Below are 16,723 nucleotides of genomic sequence, written 5' to 3'. Positions count from 1 at the left end.
CGCGCGGCCTTGCGCGATCACTGCACGCGGCGACGCAGGTAGTTGAGCAGGTCGATGCGGGTGATCAGGCCAAGGAATTGCGTGCCGTCCATGACGATGGCGACCTGGCCGCGGTCGAACACCGGCAGCAGCGCTTCGATCGGGGAAGCGACATCCAGGCGATCGAGTTTGCTGACCATGGCAGTGGAGATCGGATCGCGAAAGCGCGCTTCATCGCCATACACATGCAGCAGCACATCGCTTTCGTCGACGATGCCGACCAGTTGGCCATCATCGATCACCGGCAGCTGCGACACGTCGTAGAGCTTCATGCGCTGGTAGGCGGTGGTCAGCAGGTCTTTCGGACCCACCACCACGGTGTCGCGCTTGTTGTACGGGCGCAGGATCAGGTCGCGCAGGTCGCCATGTTGCGGGCGCTCCAGGAAACCGTTGTCGAGCATCCAATAGTCGTTGTACATCTTCGACAGATACTTGTTGCCGGTATCGCACACGAACACCAGCACCCGCTTGGGCGTGGTCTGCTCGCGGCAATACTTCAGCGCCGCGGCCAGCAACGTGCCGGTGGACGAGCCGCCGAGGATGCCTTCTTTGGCCAGCAGCTCGCGCGCGGTGTGGAAGCTTTCGGCATCGCTGATCGAATAGGCCTTCTTGACCCGCGAAAAATCCGAGATATCCGGCAGAAAATCTTCGCCGATGCCTTCGACCAGCCAGCTGCCGGACTTCTCGCTGACCGTGCCTTCTTCGATGTATTGGGTCAGGATCGAGCCCACCGGGTCGGCCAGCACCAGTTCGGTGTGCGGCGAGGCGGTGGCGAAGGCGCGCGACAGGCCGGTCATGGTGCCGGAGCTGCCGCAGCCGAACACGATCGCGTCCAGCTGGCCGTCCATCTGCGCCAGGATTTCCGGGCCGGTGCCGAATTCATGCGCAGCCGGGTTATCCGGGTTGCCGAACTGATTGATGAAGTACGCGCCGGGGGTTTCGGCGGCGATCTTGGCAGCCAGGTCCTGGTAGTACTCCGGGTGGCCCTTGGCCACGTCCGAACGGGTCAGCACCACGTTGGCGCCCATGGCCTTGAGATTGAAGATCTTCTCGCGGCTCATCTTGTCCGGCACCACCAGGATCAGCTGGTAGCCCTTCTGCTGCGCCACCAGGGCCAGACCAAGGCCGGTGTTGCCGGCCGTGCCTTCCACCAGCGTGGCGCCGGGGGTGAGGTCGCCGCGCTGCTCGGCCGCTTCGATCATCGACAAGCCGATGCGATCCTTGATCGACCCGCCGGGATTATTCGCCTCCAGCTTGAGGAACAGCTCGCAGACGCCGGTGTCCAGGCGCTGGGCCTTGACGATCGGCGTGTTGCCAATCAGTTCGAGTACGGAGGAATGAATCGCCATCGGGATATCGTCGCTGCGCCGCGCGGGCTAGGCCGATCATTATCCGACGAACGGCCGGGGAATGCTCATTCAGGCGGGAAACGATCGTGCCCGCCCATGAACGAGCGTGCTCAACTGCTCACAAAGAGCAGCCCGTCGCACAACAGGCCGCTGCCAAAACGAAAGACGCGGACGGTGACAGCCGACGAGGAGGCTGCCACCGCCCGCGACGGTGAACTTGTTCTAACGGTGGGGAAGGATCAGTGCGTGAGCTGGTCGTACATCCGGGTGAGTTTTTCTTTGGCCTGCAATTTTTCGCGTTTCATCTGACCCAAGGTCACGTCGTCGATGGGGAGCACCCCAAGTTCGGCATCCATGCATTTCTTGTTCAAGAGCTTGTGGCGTTGGTACAGCTGCTTGAACTCGGGATCGGACTTGATCAATGCGTCGATTTCGGTCTGCGGTTGCCCTTCGAACATGGCGTTACCTCCTTCACTTAAAACAAGAACGCCCCGGCCGCGAACGGCACAGGGCGCTGCTTGGGAATGGAAGACCCAAGAGTCACGTTGGCAAAGGTCACAACGGCAGACGCACTGACGAAACCACCATCTGTTCCAACCGCTTGCGTCGCTGCGTGCCCTTGCGTCACTGGCCCGGCCCTCCGTACTTTCCGGGCGGCGGAGTTGCTGCCCGGAGGTACGACCCTACGCCGGTCGCGGAGGGGGTTCAAGGCCGGAACGGCTGCTTTTGCCGTTCCTTGGCGCAATCAGTGACCGCGGTTCAACCGGGCGTCATGCCCGGGTTAAAAGACCTTAACTTCCAACCACTTGCACTACGGCGCTACAACGACCTCGGCCGCACGCGTTTTGCTGGCGGCACCCTTGCCACCACTGACCTGCAACCGCGATGCCGCGACACCCCCAGCGACCAACGCGTCGCGAAGCGCCTCGGCACGCTTCTTGGCTGTGCCCGCATCGCTGTCGAAGCCGACGATGCTGACCCGGCCCTTCTTGCCGATGTTCAGATATTCGGCCAACGCCTTGGCCTGCCCGGCCGCATCGCCGGACAAGGCCGCCTTGCCACCGAACGCGCCGCTGCCCAGCGAGAACACTTCGCCGCGGCTGTCCACCTTGGACGACGGCAGCTTGGCGCCGGCCACCAGCTCGGCTTCTTCATGGGCGAGCTGGATGGCCTTCTGCTGGGCGGCATTGAGCTTGGCGGTCTGCTTGCCGGCCACGCTGGTCAGCGCCAGCTCGGCATCCTGGCGGGCCAGGGTTTCCTGTTCGGCGGCCTGCCGCATGCGCTCGGCCTCCTCGGCCTGGATCTGCGCCTGCACACGCAGACGCTCTGCCTCCTGCCGGGCGCGCGAGGCGTCACGGCGGCTGGCTTCGATCAGCAGATCGTTGCGAGTGCCTTCCAGGCGGTCCAGCTCGCGCCGGGCCAGCGCGGTGCGGGCGGTGAGCTCGGCGATCTCGACCCGGCGGTCGGCCAGAAACACCAGCGCATCGCGGTCGCGGCGCTTGGCCTCGGCCAGTGCCGCCACGCTTTGCTGGGCCTGCAACCGCTCGTAGCGGGCCAGATCGCTGGTCTGCGGGTCGTTTTGCAACGCTGCCAGGCGCCGATTGAGCGCGTCGGCCTGCGGGTCGTCCTTGGCGGCCATGGCCAGCGGAGACAGCGTGGCCAGGCTCAGCGCGCCGATGTAAAGCAAGGGACGCAGTTTCATCGGCCGTTCTCCCCTGTGTTGAGGGTGTTCTGCAGCTGCGCCACTTCCTTGCGACGTTGCTCCAGCTGGGCGCTGACCACGGCCTCTTCGCTGCGCGCCTTGGCCAGATCGGCATCGGCGGCGGCGCGCAGGGCGATCTGAGGCACCTCCTTGCGCTGGCGCTTGTCCAGTTGCGCCTGCTGGGCCTGCATCAATTCCTGGCGGGCCAGATTGACCAGATCCGGGGCGTATTGGTCGGCATCGGCCTGGGTGGCGCGTTGTACGGCCTGTTCGGCGGCAGTGAGCTCCGGTGCCACCTGGGCGGCGGCCGGAGAGGAAAGAACCATGAAACAGGCGATGCCATACAGGGATCGCCGCAAGTATGCGAAGCTAGCCGTCATTAGGGGAGCCGTAGCGAGGAAGTCTCGAGCACGGCCATTGTCGGAAGCCTGCGGCGGACTTGCAACGAGACGCTGCTGTTTGTTGGGGAACCATTGCGCATGGATATCGGCTACTTCCTGAAGCTGATGACCGAAAAGAATGCCTCGGACATGTTCTTGACCACCGGCGCGCCGGTGTACATCAAGATCGAAGGCAAGCTCTACCCGCTCGGCAACACGGGGTTGCCGCCGGGGATGGTCAAGAAAATCGCTTACTCATTGATGGACGAAGGCCAGGTGCCGCAGTTCGAGCGCGAGCTCGAGCTCAACATGGCCATCGCCCTGCCCGATGCCGGCCGCTTCCGCGTGAACGTGTTCAAGCAGCGTGGCGAGGTGGGCATGGTGATCCGCGCCATCCGCAGCCGGATCCCGAGCATCGAAGAGCTCAACCTGCCGCAGGTGCTCAAGGACGTCATCATGACCCCGCGCGGGCTGGTGCTGGTGGTCGGCTCGACCGGCTCCGGCAAGTCGACCTCGCTGGCATCGATGATCGACCACCGCAACAGCACCACCACCGGGCACATCCTCACCATCGAGGACCCGATCGAATATCTGCACAAGCACAAGATGTCGATCGTGAACCAGCGCGAGGTGGGCCTGGACACGCACGCCTTCCAGAGCGCGCTGAAGAATGCGATGCGCGAAGCGCCGGACGTGATCCTGATCGGCGAAATCCTGGATGCCGAGACCATGGAGGCGGCCATCGCGTTCGCCGAAACCGGACACTTGTGCCTGGCGACGTTGCACTCCAACAACGCCGACCAGACCATCGAGCGCATCCTCAATTTCTTCCCGGAAAGCGCGCACAAGAACGTGCTGATGAACCTGGCGCTGAATCTGCGCGCGGTGGTCTCGCAGCGTCTGGTCAAGGGCGTGGACGGCCGCCGCCGCCCCGCCACCGAGGTGTTGCTCAATACCCCGATGATCCGCGACCTGCTGCGTCGCGGCCAGGTGCACGAGGTCAAGGCGGCGATGGAAGAGTCGTTGGAAGAAGGCATGCAAACCTTCGATCAATGCCTGTTCCGCATGGTCAAGACCGGCGAGATCGAGCAGGAAGAAGCGCTGCGTGCAGCCGATTCGCGCGATGGCCTGGCGCTGAAGTTCCGCCTGTCCGAAGGCGGCTCCGGCGAGCACGACCCGTACGCGGATTACGAGGCAGCGTCGGCGCCGAAGATCAGTCACGGGTTTATCTGATCTGGGACGCGGCAGCGCCCTCATCCGGCGCTGCGCGCCACCTTCTCCCGCGTGCGGGAGAAGGACATGGACACCGGACACGCGCGTTGCGGCGCGCTGTGACTGATCTGTTTCTGTTGCGGCCCGCTGCGACTGATTTGTTTCCGTTGCGGCCCGTGGCTGGGGTTTGGCGCGGATCACGCCTGTCGTTCAAGCCCTCGCCTTACTAAGCACCGCTTCAATACTAGGCACCGCTTCAACGCGCCGCACGTTCCTTGCCTGTAAGGGACGGTCGCCGAAGGACTGCTGCCACCGTCGAACATCTCGCTGCACTCACACTACCGCGTCGGGCTGGGCCTCTGGCCGGGCAGCGTCGAATTGCGGAAGTGCCAGGCACTGTCGTTCGATCCGTTGCAAGGTGGGATACGGTGTCAGATCGACCTCGAACCGACGTGCGTTGTAGAGCTGCGGGATCAGCACGCAATCGGCCAGACCCGGCGTTTCGCCGTGGCAGAACGTGCCGGTGCGCGGGTCTTGCGCAAGTTGCGCTTCCAGCGCGCTGAAACCGCACTGCATCCAGTGCTGTGTCCACTGCTGGCGTTGCGCCGCGTCCAGCGCAACGCCGCGCTCCAGGTAGTGGGTGACGCGCAGATTGTTGAGCGGATGCACATCGCAGGCGATGACCTGCGCCAGCGCGCGCACGCGGGCGCGGTCGGCTGGGGCGGCTGACAACAGCGGCGCACTGTCCGCAAAGGCCTCTTCCAGATACTCCAGAATCGCCAGCGACTGCGGAATCACCACCGCGCCGTGGCGCAGCGTCGGCACCAGCTCCTGCGGATTGAGTTGCGCGTAGGCGGCGGCATGCTGCTCGCCGCCATCGCGCACCAGATGCACCGGGTGCGTGACATAGGCCAGCGATTTCAGCTGCAGCCCGATGCGCACGCGATACGCAGCGCTCGAACGCCAGTACGAAAACAGCTCCAGCGCCGCGCTCATGCGCGGCCGCCAGTGACCGCGTCAGCCGGCAGGACGCTGCGCGTCATGGCAATGGCTGCCGTTCGACGCGCTGCTCGATCGCGCCGAAGATGCTGGCGCCGCTGGCATCGAGCATCTCGATCCGCACCACATCGCCGAACGCCATGAACGGCGTACTCGGCTTGCCATCGCGCAAGGTCTCGACCACGCGCTGTTCGGCAAAACACGACGCGCCCAGCGTGGTGTCCTGATTGGCAATGGTGCCGGACCCGACAATCGTGCCGGCCGACAACGGACGGGTCTTGGCGGCATGGGCGATCAGCTGGGCGAAATCGAACTGCATGTCGTTGCCCGCTTCCGGCGCACCGAACCAGACACCGTTGACGTGGGTCACCAGCGGCAGATGGACCTTGCTGTCGCGCCACGCATCGCCCAGCTCGTCAGGGGTGACGAACACCGCCGACAACGCCGAGCGCGGCTTGGACTGCACAAAACCAAAGCCCTTGGCGAGCTCGGCCGGGATCAGGTTGCGCAGCGAGACATCGTTGACCAGGCCGATCAGCTGGATATGCGCGGCCGCCTGTTCGGGCGAGGCCCCCATCGGCACGTCGTCGGTGATGACCACGATTTCGGCCTCCAGATCGATGCCGTGGTCTTCGCTGATCACCTTGATGGCATCGCGCGGGCCGTAGAAGCCGGCACTGGTGGCCTGGTACATCAGCGGATCGGTGTAGAAGCTCTCCGGTACCTCGGCATTGCGCGCGCGGCGCACCCGCTCCACATGCGGCAGGTAGGCGCTGCCATCGACGAATTCGTAAGCGCGCGGGAGCGGCGCGGCCAGCGCCTGCAGGTCCAGATCGAAGACGCCATCGGCGCTGCCGTCGTCGAGCGAGGCAGACAAGGCATTCAGCCGTGGCGCGACGTTGCTCCAGTCTTCCAGCGCGCGCTGCAGCGTCGGCGCGATGCCGGTGGCATGCACGGCCTTGCTCAGGTCGCGTGAGACCACGATCAGGCTGCCATCGCGGCCGCCTTCCTTCAGGGAACCTAGCTTCATGACGATCCTGTTGCTGTGGCTGATCGGCCGATTGTACGACCTGTTGCAACAGTGGTTGCACCTGAAACAACTGACCCGTAGCCCAACCGCAGACGCGGTCTTTTGTGCAGCGCGCCAAACGCGCGTACACTTGCCGGGTCTGCATGCGGCCGTCCGTTTCCCTTTGGGACCGCCGGCGAGGCCAGGATCGATCGATCCGCTCGCCCGCCCCACCCGACGCCTTTCGTGGTGCCGACAAACCCATCGCTTCTTGATCGGGTTGTTCCACCATCTCGCAGCGCGGTTCACGGGAACGCTCCGAGCCTCACTTTTTTGCATCTGCAATGCGTTTGCGCTCCGGGCCTGGCCTGGTGGCGACGCTTTACTTGGAGCTTCCTGATGTCTTTTGAATCCCTGGGCCTTGCGCCCTTCCTGCTGCGCGCGTTGGCCGAGCAGGGCTATGAAACCCCCACTGCGATCCAGCAGCAGGCGATCCCGCTGGTGCTGGCCGGTCACGACCTGCTGGCAGGCGCGCAGACCGGTACCGGCAAGACTGCCGCATTCGGCCTGCCGCTGCTGCAGCACCTGGGCACCACCCCGCAGCCGGTCAATGGCCCGCGCAAGCCGCGCGCGCTGATCCTGACCCCGACCCGCGAGCTGGCCACCCAGGTGCACGACAGCCTGCGCGGCTATAGCAAGTACCTGCGCATTCCCAGCGCGGTGATCTACGGCGGCGTGGGCATGGGCAACCAGCTCGACACCCTGCGTCGTGGCGTGGACCTGCTGATCGCCTGCCCGGGCCGTCTGATCGACCATATCGAGCGTCGCAGCGTGGATCTGTCCGGCATCGAAGTGCTGATCCTGGACGAAGCCGACCGCATGCTCGACATGGGCTTTTTGCCGTCGATCAAGCGCATTCTGACCAAGCTGCCGCGCCAGGACCGTCAGACCCTGCTGTTCTCGGCGACGTTCGAAGAGAACATCAAGCAGCTGGCGCTGGAGTTCATGCGCAACCCGATGCAGATCCAGGTCACCCCGAGCAACACCGTGGCCGAGAGCATCACCCACCGCGTGCACCCGGTCGATGGCGCGCGCAAGCGCGATCTGCTGCTGCACCTGTTGGCGCAGGACAGCCGCGAGCAGACCCTGGTCTTCGCGCGCACCAAGCATGGCAGCGACAAGCTGGCGCTGTTCCTGGAAAAGTCCGGTATCAAGACCGCGGCGATCCACGGCAACAAGAGCCAGGGCCAGCGCATGCGTGCACTGAGCGACTTCAAGGCCGGCCGCGTGACCGTGCTGGTGGCCACCGATATCGCCGCGCGCGGTATCGATATCGACCAGCTGCCGAAGGTCATCAACTACGACCTGCCGATGGTGGCCGAGGACTACGTGCACCGTATCGGCCGTACCGGCCGTAACGGCTCCACCGGCGAGGCGATTTCGCTGGTGGCGCAGGACGAAGCCAAGCTGCTGCGTCAGATCGTGCGCATGCTGGGCCGCGACGTGGAAATCCGCGACGTGCCGGGCTACGAGCCGCAGACCCCGATCCGTTGGGGCAACAGCGCCCCGGGCCGTGCTGAACAGCCGGGCGGCGATCGCGCACCGCGCAAGAGCCACGCGCGTCGTCCGCATGGCGATGCACCGCGTCAGGCGCATGCACATGCCGGCCCGAAGAAGCCGGGTGGCCAGCGCAGCGCCGGGCCGCGTCAGGCCAATGCGGGCGCAGGTGCCGGCCGGCGCGACAGCCGTGGCGGCGCTGGCCGCCCGGCCAACCGCGGCGCCTGATAGACAGCGTCTGCTGAGCACAAGGGCCGCCATGCGGCCCTTGTTGTATCAGGCTCGCGTTGTATCCAGGCCTGCTTTGTATCGGGCCCGGCCGGTCCGGACCCTTGCGTGATCCGGCACCACGCCGGCACCTGCCCTTCCCTTTCGTTACTGCTTGCCGATCACCGTCATGGATATCTTCAAAGTCTTTACGCTCGAAGCCGCGCATCGGCTTCCCAATGTGCCGCCCGGCCACAAGTGCGCCCGGCTGCATGGCCATTCGTTCCGGGTCGAGCTGCACGTCAGCGGCGAACCGGGTGCAGACACCGGCTGGATCATGGATTTCGGCGATATCAAGACGGCCTTCCAGCCGATCTACGACCGCCTGGACCACCACTACCTCAATGACATCGAGGGGCTGGAGAACCCGACCAGCGAACGGCTGGCGATCTGGATCTGGCAGCAGCTCAAGCCCGCCTTGCCGCAGTTGAGCGAAATCGTGGTGCATGAAACCTGCACGTCCGGCTGCCGCTATCGCGGTTGACCGCATGCGCACTGTTTGACCCGAAGCCGCCTGATGGGCGGTTTCGTCGTTTTTGACGATCATCTAACCGATTGAATTGCAAAGCTTTCCAACGAAGTTTGGGAAAACTTCAGGAAACGTGTTGCATCGCAACAATATCCGCGTATGCTGCAACGCAACAAACGGTCACGGCTTTCCCGAAGGGGTTCGCAATGTCGGCGCAGTTCGAAAACAGCTTTACCAGTCAGTTCGCCTCCACTGCAGCACGTGCCAATCAATTGGCATTAGACACGCTGGAGCAGAACGTCACCGCCACAACCAGTTTCTTCGGTGAGTTTGCGCAGGCACGCGACCTGGGTGCCTACCAGACGCTCTGGCCGAAAGGTCTGCAACTGGCCCGCGACAACCTGGAACGTTTGGCCTCGGCCAACCAGGAAGTGGTCGGGATGGGTTTGAAGATGTCCAGCGAGCTTGGGCAGTTTGCCAAGCAGCAGTTCGACACCGGCAGCGAGCAGGCCGGCGCAGCAGGCAAAACACGGCGCAGCTAACCGCCACCAAAAATTCAGCGTCTTTGCATGGGTCCCTCCCCCCATGCAATCCGGCCCGACAGATCCCTCCCTCTGTCGGGCTTTTTTATTGTGCGTTTGCCGGCCATCTGTCGCCGCGGCTTGCGCGCGGCGAGTGGTACTGGCGTGCTTGCCGCCTGGGCGCTACTAAATCGGTAGCCGCAGCTCCTGCGCCTGGCTGGCGGCATCGGCGCCCGGGCGCCAACGGATCCGCCCCCAGCACGGCATCGCCAGCCGCTGGTGCAGCATCTGGATGTTCTCTTCGACGCGCTCCATCTGCGGGTCGATTGCGTTGGCGATCCAGCCGATGCATTCCAGCCCGTCGGCGGCGATGGCGGCAGCGGTCAGGCGCGCGTGGTTGATGCAGCCCAGCCGCACGCCGACCACCATCACCACCGGCAGTTGCAGCGCGCGCACCAGATCGGCCTGGTCCAGATCCGCGCTGAGCGGGGCGGCCCAGCCGCCGACACCTTCGACCACCACCACCTCGGCCTGGCGACGCAATTGCGCAAACGCCTGCGCGATAGGGTCCAGCGACAGGGTCACGCCGACATCGTCGGCGGCCAGTTCCGGTGCCAGCGGTGCGGGAAAGGCGTAGGGGTTGAGGATGGCGTAGTCCGGTTGCGGGTCGCTGGCCGCCTGCAGTGCCAGCGCGTCTTCATTGCGCCAGCCATCCGGCGTCTGTTCGCAGCCACTGGCGACCGGCTTCATCCCCACCGCGGTGTGCCCGCGCGCGCGCAACGCATGCAGCAACGCCGTGCTGCCCATGGTCTTGCCGATGCCCGTGTCGGTGCCGGTGACGTACAACGCAGGGTGCTGCATGCGTTCGATCCTGCGGCCGGGCCGCCATTGCCGAGAGGGCGCGCAGCATAGCGTGCGGATCCGAACGCGCGGCTGAGTCGCAATGCCACTGCGGATGGCCGCTGCTAAACTTCGGCCATGTTCGCCACCTCGTCGCTGACCGGCAGCAAGCCGGAACAATATGCCCAGCTCACCGCCCAGGCCAAAGCCCTGGTGCACGGCGAGCCGGATCGGATCGCCAACGCCGCCAATCTGGCCGCACTGATCTTCAATTCGCTGCCCTCGCTCAACTGGGCCGGCTTCTATTTCTACGATGGCCGCGAGCTGGTGGTGGGTCCATTCCAGGGCTTGCCGGCCTGCGTGCGCATTCCGCTGGACAAGGGCGTGTGCGGTGCGGCCGCCAGCACCCGACAGAGCCAGCGCATTGCCGACGTGGACGCGTTTCCCGGGCATATCGCCTGCGATTCGGCATCGCGCTCGGAGCTGGTGATTCCATTGGTCAAGGGCGATACGTTGATCGGCGTACTGGATCTGGACAGCCCGGAGCTGGATCGCTTCGACGCCGACGATCAGCAGGGCCTGGAAGCCATCGCGCAGATTTTCGTCGGTGCGTTGACGTGACCACCGAACGGCTGCGCAACATCGGCCCGAAAAGTGCGGCGTGGCTGCGCCAGGTCGGTCTGCGTACGCAGGAGGATCTACAGGCAGTGGGCGCGGTGGGCGCCTTCGTCAAAGTGCGCCGCGCCGGTTTCAAGCCCAGCCTCAATCTGCTGTATTCGCTGGAAGGCGCGTTGACCGATTGCCACTGGCAGGACGTGCCGGAAGCGCGTCGGCATGCCTTGCTGGCGGAATACGAAGTGGCCAGTGCGCTGTTGCCGGTGCGCGGCCGCGCGGTCGCGGGGCCGGTGGAAACCGTGCACTACGCGCGGGCGGACAACGACGATACGCACGGCGACATGCTCGAAGGAAACGATGACGCTGCGGACCTGAGCCAGACGCGCGAGGATTGAGCCCACACAGCGGATGGAGCGCCGTTGCAGTGTCCGCGGCATCGGCGCCCGTACAGCAGTGCCTGACACGATGGCTGCGAGCGTTACGCGCAGCACTCGGTCGCAACGTCAGCGGCACGCCACACAAAAATCCCGCTGCGAACTCCAGCCAGCGCACCCACTCCGCTGTCGACCGCATTGTCGTGCCGCGCCATACACCAGACGCAGCTAGCAGCAGCTACGAAGCGATCGTCGGTTGGATGCGGACGCTAGGCTTAGAACCGCACGACGGAAACAGGACGCGCTGTACCGATCACCGATCACCGATCACCGATCACGTCAGCCTGGCACCCGCGCGGTCGTTTTGTCAGTCGCTCTAGGTCAATGCCAGCAGCTCGCGCATGTCATCCATGATCGCCACCGCGCCGGAGCTCTGCACATCGAAACCGCGCAGATAGCCGTAGCGCACCATCGCCAACGGCATTGCCGCTGCGTTTGCGGCCGCTGCATCGGTGGCCGAATCGCCAACCATCAGGCACTGCTGCGGTGCGTGCTGGAATTGCCTGGCCAGGTGCAGCAGCGGCTCGGCATCGGGCTTGCGCTGCGGTAGCGAATCGCCACCGAGCACGCTGCTGAACTGCGCAGCGATGCCCAGATGCTCCAGCAGCGGCGCGATGAACCGCGATGGTTTGTTGGTGCACAACGCCAGCGTGGCACCGGCCTCGCGCAGGCCAACCAAGGCCTCGCCGACACCGGGATACAGCTGCGGGTTATGCAGCAGGCTAGCTTCGTAGTGACGCATCATTACCGGCATCGCGGTATCGGCATCGTGCGTGCCGCCGGCTTCGCGCAAGGCAGTGGCAAGCAGCACGTGCACGCCTTCGCCGATCCAGCCGCGAATCGTTGCCTCGCTGAACTGCTGCAACCCGAGTTCGTGCAAGGTGGCGTTGAGCGCTTCGGCGATATTGGGTGCGCTGTCCACCAGCGTGCCGTCCAGGTCGAAGATCACCAGCGGATACGGAAACATGCACAACGCCTCGTTGGGGAGCGGACTGCAGTGTACGAGCGGCTGGATTCAGACCGTGTCAGCGTGCGCGATGCAGATGCGTGCTGCAGTCATCGCGGCATGCAGCGGGCTGAGAGCGGCTAACACAACGTCGCGAGCAGTTGTCAGGTGGCTGTGGACGGCGCGCTCAGCACCGGAGTGTTCGCGTGGTAGTGCTGCACCGAGCACCGGCTGCGCCCGCCCGGCGGTGAGCACAGCCGTTTTGGTAGCTGCTCCACCACACGGCATCGCAGGCACGACCTCACTGCGCCTGCGACATCTCGCCGAACAACTCTCCCTGCACCGCGCCCTCTTCGGCATCGCTGAAACCGCTTAACCCCACTCCGACCAGGCGATAGCGTGTGTCGTCGGGCAGCTCCACGCGTTTGGTCAGTGCAAGCGCAATCTGCGCCAATGCATCAAAGGAAGCCGGCGGCTGCTCGGGCGTGTACGAGCGGGTCAGGATGCGAAAGCTTGAGGTCTTCAGTTTCAGTACCACCGTGCGCCCGATCCGCTCGGTGCGCCGCGTGGCGAGCCAGGTTTTTTCGGCCAGACGCAGGATGTGCGGGTCCAGTGCATCAAGCGCGAGGTCCTCGCTGAAGGTGTCTTCCGAGGACACCGACTGTACTTCCTGGTCTGGCTCCACCGGGCGGTCGTCGATGCCGCGCGCACGGCGATACAGGCTGTGTCCGAAGCTGCCGAAATGCGCCTGCAATTCTTCCAGCGGGCGCAGTCGCAGATCGGCCACGGTGACGATGCCCAACGCCGCCAGCTTGCCGTCCATCACCTTGCCCACGCCTGGGATGCGATTGACCTTGAGCGGCAGCAGGAACGCATCCACGCGACTGGGTGCGATGACGAACTGGCCATCGGGCTTGCGCCAGTCCGAGGCGATCTTGGCCAGGAACTTGTTCGGCGCGATGCCGGCCGATGCGGTGAGCCGAGTTTCGTCGCGGATCTGGGTGCGGATCAGTTGCGCGATTTCGGTGGCCAGCTGCATGCCGGTCTTGGCGTGCGTGACATCCAGATAGGCTTCGTCCAGCGACAACGGTTCGACCAGATCGGTATGCCGATAAAAGATCTCGCGCACCTGCCGCGACACCGCCTTGTAACGCGCAAAATCCGGCGGCACGAACACCGCATCCGGACAGAGCCGCTCGGCGCGCAGCGCCGGCATCGCCGAACGGATGCCGAAGGTGCGTGCCTCGTAGGAGGCCGCGCAAACCACCGAGCGCGCACCGCGCCAGGCCACCACCACCGGCTTGCCGCGCAGGCTGGGATCGTCACGTTGCTCCACGGACGCGTAGAACGCATCCATGTCCACGTGCACGATCTTGCGCATCAAGCTGGTGTCTCTTAACAGGGCTGTGTCCATGATAGAGCAGCCGCGTCTCACGCCTTGATCCAGTACTCACGGCAAAGCGGCACGAAACGGGCGCGACCGTCGCCGGTTCTCGCCTTCGCCATCGCGCTGGACCGTCATGGCGGCGTCCCGATGTCACTGTTGCCGACGGCTGGATTGCGTGTGCCGGGTCGAGGTGGCGACGTACCCCATTGCGTGCCGCACCGCGCAATCGTCTGAAAACAGCACGCATGCGTACGGATAAAACGTTTGATTGAACCGCGCCGGCTCATGCACCCTTGCCGGCTTCGCCATTCGCTCCTTGCAGGAAACGTTTGTCATGACTCGTCAAAGTGCGTATTCGCGCGACCAATTGCTGGCCAGCGCGCGCGGGGAATTGTTCGGACCCGACAGCGGCCGGCTGCCGAACGACCCGATGCTGATGTTCGACCGCATCACCGAGATCAGCGACACCGGCGGCGCGCACGGCAAGGGCGTGATTCGCGCCGAGCTGGATGTGCGCCCCGACCTGTGGTTTTTCGGTTGCCATTTCATCGGCGACCCGGTGATGCCCGGTTGCCTGGGGCTGGATGCGATGTGGCAGCTGACCGGCTTCTTCCTGACCTGGATCGGCGCTGCAGGCCGCGGCCGCGCGCTGGGTTGCGGGGAGGTCAAGTTCACCGGCCAGGTGCTGCCCAGCGCCAAGCTGGTGAGCTACGAGATCGATGTGAGCCGCGTGATCAACCGTAAGCTGGTCATGGCGCAGACCGATGCGCGCATGCTGGTGGACGGGCGCGAAATCTATACCGCCAAGGATCTGCGCGTGGGCATGTTCACTTCGACGGAGAACTTCTGATGCGTCGTGTCGTCGTCACCGGAATGGGCATCAATTCGTGTCTGGGCAATGACCTGGACACCGTCTCCACCGCATTGCGCGAAAGCCGCTCCGGCATCACCGCCCTGCCCGACCATGCCGAGGCCGGTCTGCGCAGCCAGGTGGGCGGTGCGGTCACGCTGGATCTGGAAGCCCTGATCGACCGCAAGCTCAAACGCTTCATGGGCGACGCCTCTGCGTACGCCTATCTGGCCATGCGCGATGCGATTGCCGATGCGGGCCTGAGTGCCGAACAGGTCAGCGATGTGCGCACCGGCGTAATCGCCGGTTCCGGTGGTGGGTCCAGCCAATGGCAGGTGGAAACCGCCGACCTGCTGCGCAACCGCGGCGTGCGCAAGGTCGGCCCGTACATGGTGCCGCGTACGATGTGCTCGGCGGTGTCGGCCTCGCTGGCGACCGCGTTCAAGATCCGCGGCCTGAGCTATTCGCTGTCGGCCGCCTGCGCGACCTCGGCGCATTGCATCGGCGCGGCGGCGGATTTGATCCGGCATGGCGCGCAGGATGTGATGTTCGCCGGTGGCGGCGAAGAACTGCACTGGACCATGAGCGTGATGTTCGATGCGATGGGCGCGTTGTCCACCGGCTTCAACGATCGCCCGGCAGTGGCCTCGCGTCCGTACGATGCGCAGCGCGACGGTTTTGTCATCGGCAGCGGCGGCGGCATGCTGGTGCTGGAAGACTACGACCACGCCGTCGCACGCGGCGCACGCATCCATGCCGAGCTGCTCGGCTATGGCGTGACCTCCGATGGTGCGGACATGGTGGCGCCCAGCGGCGAAGGCGCGGTGCGCTGCATGCACATGGCCATGCAGGGGCTGGATCGCCCGATCGATTACCTCAACACGCACGGCACCTCGACACCGCTGGGCGATGTCACCGAACTGGGCGCGGTGCGCGCGGTGTTCGGCGATAACGTACCGCCGCTGTCGTCGACCAAGGCGCTATCCGGCCATTCGCTGGGCGCAGCCAGCGTGCACGAGGCGATCTATAGCCTGCTGATGTTGCGCGATGGCTTCATGGCCGGCTCGGCGCATATCGACGAACTCGACCCGCGCGCCGAAGGCTTCCCGATCCTGCGGCAGACACAGGAAGCCACCTTGAATACGGTGATGTCCAACAGCTTTGGCTTTGGCGGGACCAACGGCACTCTGGTGTTCGGGCGGGTGTGATCGCTGCATGCAAACGCGCGTGAGCGCGTTGTGCTGCCACGCGGGTACGGAGAGTCGATCCGTGTCCGCGCCGTACAAGGGCTTGCCCCTCGTCCATCAGTGGGAAGACGGGCGGTGCAACTTCAAGCCACCGCGATGCACCAGAACAGCGTTGCCAGCGCGCATGTTGACGACATGCCTATGTGAGAAAGCGCGACGTGCAATCACGCTTTACCGCTCTGCGCCAAGGCGCAGCTGCGGTGTCTTATTCGTCCCGCAAGCGGTCGCAATCTTCCATCGAGGTCCCGCTGCTGGCGGGCTGGCCATTCGCGTCCCTGGCAGCGCTCTGCTCTTGTGCGCGCTGCCTGCTGCGGCACGCCGTGCGGGCCTGATCGCGCTTGAACTGCAAGCTCCTGGCCGCATCAATCTCGGCCCGCTCGCGGTTAGTCCGTTCGGTGTTTACGCGTGTCTCCTGCTTGGCGCGTCTTGCGATGGAGGGGTCGCCGGTTTGCGGCAGGCCCTCACCGGGCGCAAGCACTTCCAGCGCCGGCGAGTTGCCGGGTGAATGGTCGCGCCACAGCGCGCGCTCACTCTCCACGGTCCATTCGCGGCCGCGGTAATGCGCGTCCCAATACGCGTCCAGCGAAAACTCGAGTTTCGGCACCACGCGGCTCAGATCGCCGCGCTCCAGCGCGATCGCTTGCGCAGGCATCCAGCCGCGCGCATCCGGCGTACGCACATCGCACCATCTGCCGTTCTTCAGGCACCCATAGACCGTGAGCGCGTTGCCGGCGCTGGCCTCGCCCACGCGCCGGTATTCCTCGCCAGGGCCTGCGCGCAGGCCAGCCAGACTGCTGGCGTGACCGGCGTGCTGCGCCGCGGCCGGTACCGCCGCGGCAATCAACACCACCAAACTCCATGACAGACGTTGCTGCATTGCACGTTCCTTGATGTGCTGAT

General features: G+C 64.9%; 18 protein-coding genes and 1 other RNA gene. 8 read left to right on the top strand and 11 right to left on the bottom strand.

The annotated features are described in order from the left end of the window. Positions 1-17 precede the first annotated feature (17 nt). The 4 genes from ABQU90_RS15630 to ABQU90_RS15615 all read right to left on the bottom strand — a co-directional run bounded on the left by ABQU90_RS15630 (position 18) and on the right by ABQU90_RS15615 (position 3,470). On the bottom strand, positions 18-1,388 hold the full coding sequence (locus ABQU90_RS15630) for a pyridoxal-phosphate dependent enzyme (RefSeq protein WP_115528940.1): 1,371 nt from the start codon (positions 1,386-1,388) through the stop codon (positions 18-20). A 239-nt stretch (positions 1,389-1,627) separates the two neighbouring features. Further along, complete coding sequence (locus ABQU90_RS15625; RefSeq protein ID WP_005991804.1) at positions 1,628-1,846, bottom strand: HP1242/YdcH family protein; 219 nt, start codon at positions 1,844-1,846, stop codon at positions 1,628-1,630. 353 nt (positions 1,847-2,199) lie between these two features. After that, on the bottom strand, positions 2,200-3,090 hold the full coding sequence (locus ABQU90_RS15620) for a coiled-coil domain-containing protein (RefSeq protein ID WP_055848091.1): 891 nt from the start codon (positions 3,088-3,090) through the stop codon (positions 2,200-2,202). Further along, positions 3,087-3,470: a DUF4398 domain-containing protein gene (locus tag ABQU90_RS15615; RefSeq protein ID WP_055848089.1), complete on the bottom strand. Its 384-nt coding sequence runs from the start codon at positions 3,468-3,470 to the stop codon at positions 3,087-3,089. Before ABQU90_RS15615 ends, ABQU90_RS15620 begins: the two co-directional genes overlap by 4 nt. A 99-nt stretch (positions 3,471-3,569) precedes the next feature. Between ABQU90_RS15615 and ABQU90_RS15610 the strand changes: the two genes are divergently transcribed. Continuing rightward, positions 3,570-4,703, top strand: a complete 1,134-nt coding sequence (locus ABQU90_RS15610; protein ID WP_029221250.1) for a PilT/PilU family type 4a pilus ATPase — start codon at positions 3,570-3,572, stop codon at positions 4,701-4,703. Between the two features lie 312 nt (positions 4,704-5,015). On the opposite strand, the gene maiA is transcribed toward ABQU90_RS15610, so the two are convergent. Together maiA and ABQU90_RS15600 are read right to left on the bottom strand one after the other, a co-directional pair. Further along, the gene (maiA, locus tag ABQU90_RS15605; RefSeq protein ID WP_323522466.1) at positions 5,016-5,678 is read right to left on the bottom strand and encodes a maleylacetoacetate isomerase; all 663 of its coding nucleotides are present in this window, start codon (positions 5,676-5,678) and stop codon (positions 5,016-5,018) included. A 43-nt stretch (positions 5,679-5,721) separates the two neighbouring features. Further along, entirely contained in the window at positions 5,722-6,711 is a 990-nt protein-coding gene (locus tag ABQU90_RS15600; RefSeq protein WP_323522467.1) for a fumarylacetoacetate hydrolase family protein, read from the bottom strand. A 378-nt stretch (positions 6,712-7,089) separates the two neighbouring features. On the opposite strand from ABQU90_RS15600, the gene ABQU90_RS15595 reads away from it, so the two are divergent. From ABQU90_RS15595 to ABQU90_RS15585, 3 genes are all read left to right on the top strand, one after another. Continuing rightward, complete coding sequence (locus ABQU90_RS15595) at positions 7,090-8,475, top strand: DEAD/DEAH box helicase (protein WP_055848080.1); 1,386 nt, start codon at positions 7,090-7,092, stop codon at positions 8,473-8,475. A gap of 169 nt (positions 8,476-8,644) precedes the next feature. Then, a complete protein-coding gene (gene queD, locus ABQU90_RS15590) occupies positions 8,645-8,998 on the top strand; it encodes a 6-carboxytetrahydropterin synthase QueD (RefSeq protein ID WP_323522468.1) in 354 nt (117 codons plus the stop codon). 191 nt (positions 8,999-9,189) lie between these two features. After that, positions 9,190-9,525 (top strand): phasin family protein, encoded by a 336-nt coding sequence (locus tag ABQU90_RS15585; RefSeq protein WP_323522469.1) that lies wholly within the window; start codon positions 9,190-9,192, stop codon positions 9,523-9,525. A 165-nt stretch (positions 9,526-9,690) separates the two neighbouring features. On the opposite strand, the gene bioD is transcribed toward ABQU90_RS15585, so the two are convergent. Next, the gene (gene bioD / locus ABQU90_RS15580) at positions 9,691-10,365 is read right to left on the bottom strand and encodes a dethiobiotin synthase (RefSeq protein WP_323522470.1); all 675 of its coding nucleotides are present in this window, start codon (positions 10,363-10,365) and stop codon (positions 9,691-9,693) included. A 117-nt stretch (positions 10,366-10,482) separates the two neighbouring features. Between bioD and msrC the strand changes: the two genes are divergently transcribed. Then, positions 10,483-10,965, top strand: coding sequence for a free L-methionine (R)-S-oxide reductase MsrC (gene msrC, locus ABQU90_RS15575; RefSeq protein ID WP_055848072.1), 483 nt, complete (start codon positions 10,483-10,485; stop codon positions 10,963-10,965). Further along, the gene (locus ABQU90_RS15570) at positions 10,962-11,354 is read left to right on the top strand and encodes a TfoX/Sxy family protein (protein ID WP_323522471.1); all 393 of its coding nucleotides are present in this window, start codon (positions 10,962-10,964) and stop codon (positions 11,352-11,354) included. Before msrC ends, ABQU90_RS15570 begins: the two co-directional genes overlap by 4 nt. Before the next feature lie 355 nt (positions 11,355-11,709). Here the strand turns inward: ABQU90_RS15570 and gph are convergent, their stop codons facing one another. The 3 genes from gph to dinB form a co-directional block, all read right to left on the bottom strand. Next, positions 11,710-12,360, bottom strand: a complete 651-nt coding sequence (gene gph, locus ABQU90_RS15565; RefSeq protein ID WP_323522472.1) for a phosphoglycolate phosphatase — start codon at positions 12,358-12,360, stop codon at positions 11,710-11,712. A gap of 117 nt (positions 12,361-12,477) precedes the next feature. Further along, positions 12,478-12,550: non-coding RNA, sX9 sRNA (locus ABQU90_RS15560), on the bottom strand. Between the two features lie 90 nt (positions 12,551-12,640). Next, the gene (gene dinB / locus ABQU90_RS15555) at positions 12,641-13,720 is read right to left on the bottom strand and encodes a DNA polymerase IV (protein ID WP_323522622.1); all 1,080 of its coding nucleotides are present in this window, start codon (positions 13,718-13,720) and stop codon (positions 12,641-12,643) included. A 340-nt stretch (positions 13,721-14,060) separates the two neighbouring features. Here dinB and fabA point away from each other — a divergent pair, with 340 nt between their 5' ends. Together fabA and fabB are read left to right on the top strand one after the other, a co-directional pair. Continuing rightward, positions 14,061-14,576 carry a 3-hydroxyacyl-[acyl-carrier-protein] dehydratase FabA gene (gene fabA, locus ABQU90_RS15550; RefSeq protein ID WP_039421849.1) on the top strand — a complete coding sequence of 172 codons (516 nt, stop codon included), beginning with the start codon at positions 14,061-14,063 and terminating at the stop codon, positions 14,574-14,576. Next, positions 14,576-15,784, top strand: a complete 1,209-nt coding sequence (gene fabB, locus ABQU90_RS15545; RefSeq protein WP_115528947.1) for a beta-ketoacyl-ACP synthase I — start codon at positions 14,576-14,578, stop codon at positions 15,782-15,784. Before fabA ends, fabB begins: the two co-directional genes overlap by 1 nt. Positions 15,785-16,028: 244 nt before the next feature. Here fabB and ABQU90_RS15540 read toward each other — a convergent pair whose 3' ends face one another. Then, on the bottom strand, positions 16,029-16,700 hold the full coding sequence (locus ABQU90_RS15540; RefSeq protein WP_311238834.1) for an SH3 domain-containing protein: 672 nt from the start codon (positions 16,698-16,700) through the stop codon (positions 16,029-16,031). Positions 16,701-16,723: the final 23 nt, after the last annotated feature.

Origin of the sequence: Xanthomonas sp. WHRI 10207, from assembly GCF_040202975.1 — a bacterium.
In the GTDB taxonomy this organism is placed as follows: domain Bacteria; phylum Pseudomonadota; class Gammaproteobacteria; order Xanthomonadales; family Xanthomonadaceae; genus Xanthomonas.
The sequence above is the reverse complement of the archived record's forward strand: the minus strand, read 5'-3'. Positions and strand labels throughout refer to the sequence as shown.

Bases quoted from the DNA above. Each gene is read 5' to 3' on its own strand.
- ABQU90_RS15630 (WP_115528940.1), bottom strand. From the start codon at position 1,388: ATGGCGATTCATTCCTCCGTACTCGAACTGATTGGCAACACGCCGATC.
- ABQU90_RS15625 (WP_005991804.1), bottom strand. From the start codon at position 1,846: ATGTTCGAAGGGCAACCGCAGACCGAAATCGACGCATTGATCAAGTCC.
- ABQU90_RS15620 (WP_055848091.1), bottom strand. From the start codon at position 3,090: ATGAAACTGCGTCCCTTGCTTTACATCGGCGCGCTGAGCCTGGCCACG.
- ABQU90_RS15615 (WP_055848089.1), bottom strand. From the start codon at position 3,470: ATGACGGCTAGCTTCGCATACTTGCGGCGATCCCTGTATGGCATCGCC.
- ABQU90_RS15610 (WP_029221250.1), top strand. From the start codon at position 3,570: ATGGATATCGGCTACTTCCTGAAGCTGATGACCGAAAAGAATGCCTCG.
- maiA (WP_323522466.1), bottom strand. From the start codon at position 5,678: ATGAGCGCGGCGCTGGAGCTGTTTTCGTACTGGCGTTCGAGCGCTGCG.
- ABQU90_RS15600 (WP_323522467.1), bottom strand. From the start codon at position 6,711: ATGAAGCTAGGTTCCCTGAAGGAAGGCGGCCGCGATGGCAGCCTGATC.
- ABQU90_RS15595 (WP_055848080.1), top strand. From the start codon at position 7,090: ATGTCTTTTGAATCCCTGGGCCTTGCGCCCTTCCTGCTGCGCGCGTTG.
- queD (WP_323522468.1), top strand. From the start codon at position 8,645: ATGGATATCTTCAAAGTCTTTACGCTCGAAGCCGCGCATCGGCTTCCC.
- ABQU90_RS15585 (WP_323522469.1), top strand. From the start codon at position 9,190: ATGTCGGCGCAGTTCGAAAACAGCTTTACCAGTCAGTTCGCCTCCACT.
- bioD (WP_323522470.1), bottom strand. From the start codon at position 10,365: ATGCAGCACCCTGCGTTGTACGTCACCGGCACCGACACGGGCATCGGC.
- msrC (WP_055848072.1), top strand. From the start codon at position 10,483: ATGTTCGCCACCTCGTCGCTGACCGGCAGCAAGCCGGAACAATATGCC.
- gph (WP_323522472.1), bottom strand. From the start codon at position 12,360: ATGTTTCCGTATCCGCTGGTGATCTTCGACCTGGACGGCACGCTGGTG.
- dinB (WP_323522622.1), bottom strand. From the start codon at position 13,720: ATGCGCAAGATCGTGCACGTGGACATGGATGCGTTCTACGCGTCCGTG.
- fabA (WP_039421849.1), top strand. From the start codon at position 14,061: ATGACTCGTCAAAGTGCGTATTCGCGCGACCAATTGCTGGCCAGCGCG.
- fabB (WP_115528947.1), top strand. From the start codon at position 14,576: ATGCGTCGTGTCGTCGTCACCGGAATGGGCATCAATTCGTGTCTGGGC.
- ABQU90_RS15540 (WP_311238834.1), bottom strand. From the start codon at position 16,700: ATGCAGCAACGTCTGTCATGGAGTTTGGTGGTGTTGATTGCCGCGGCG.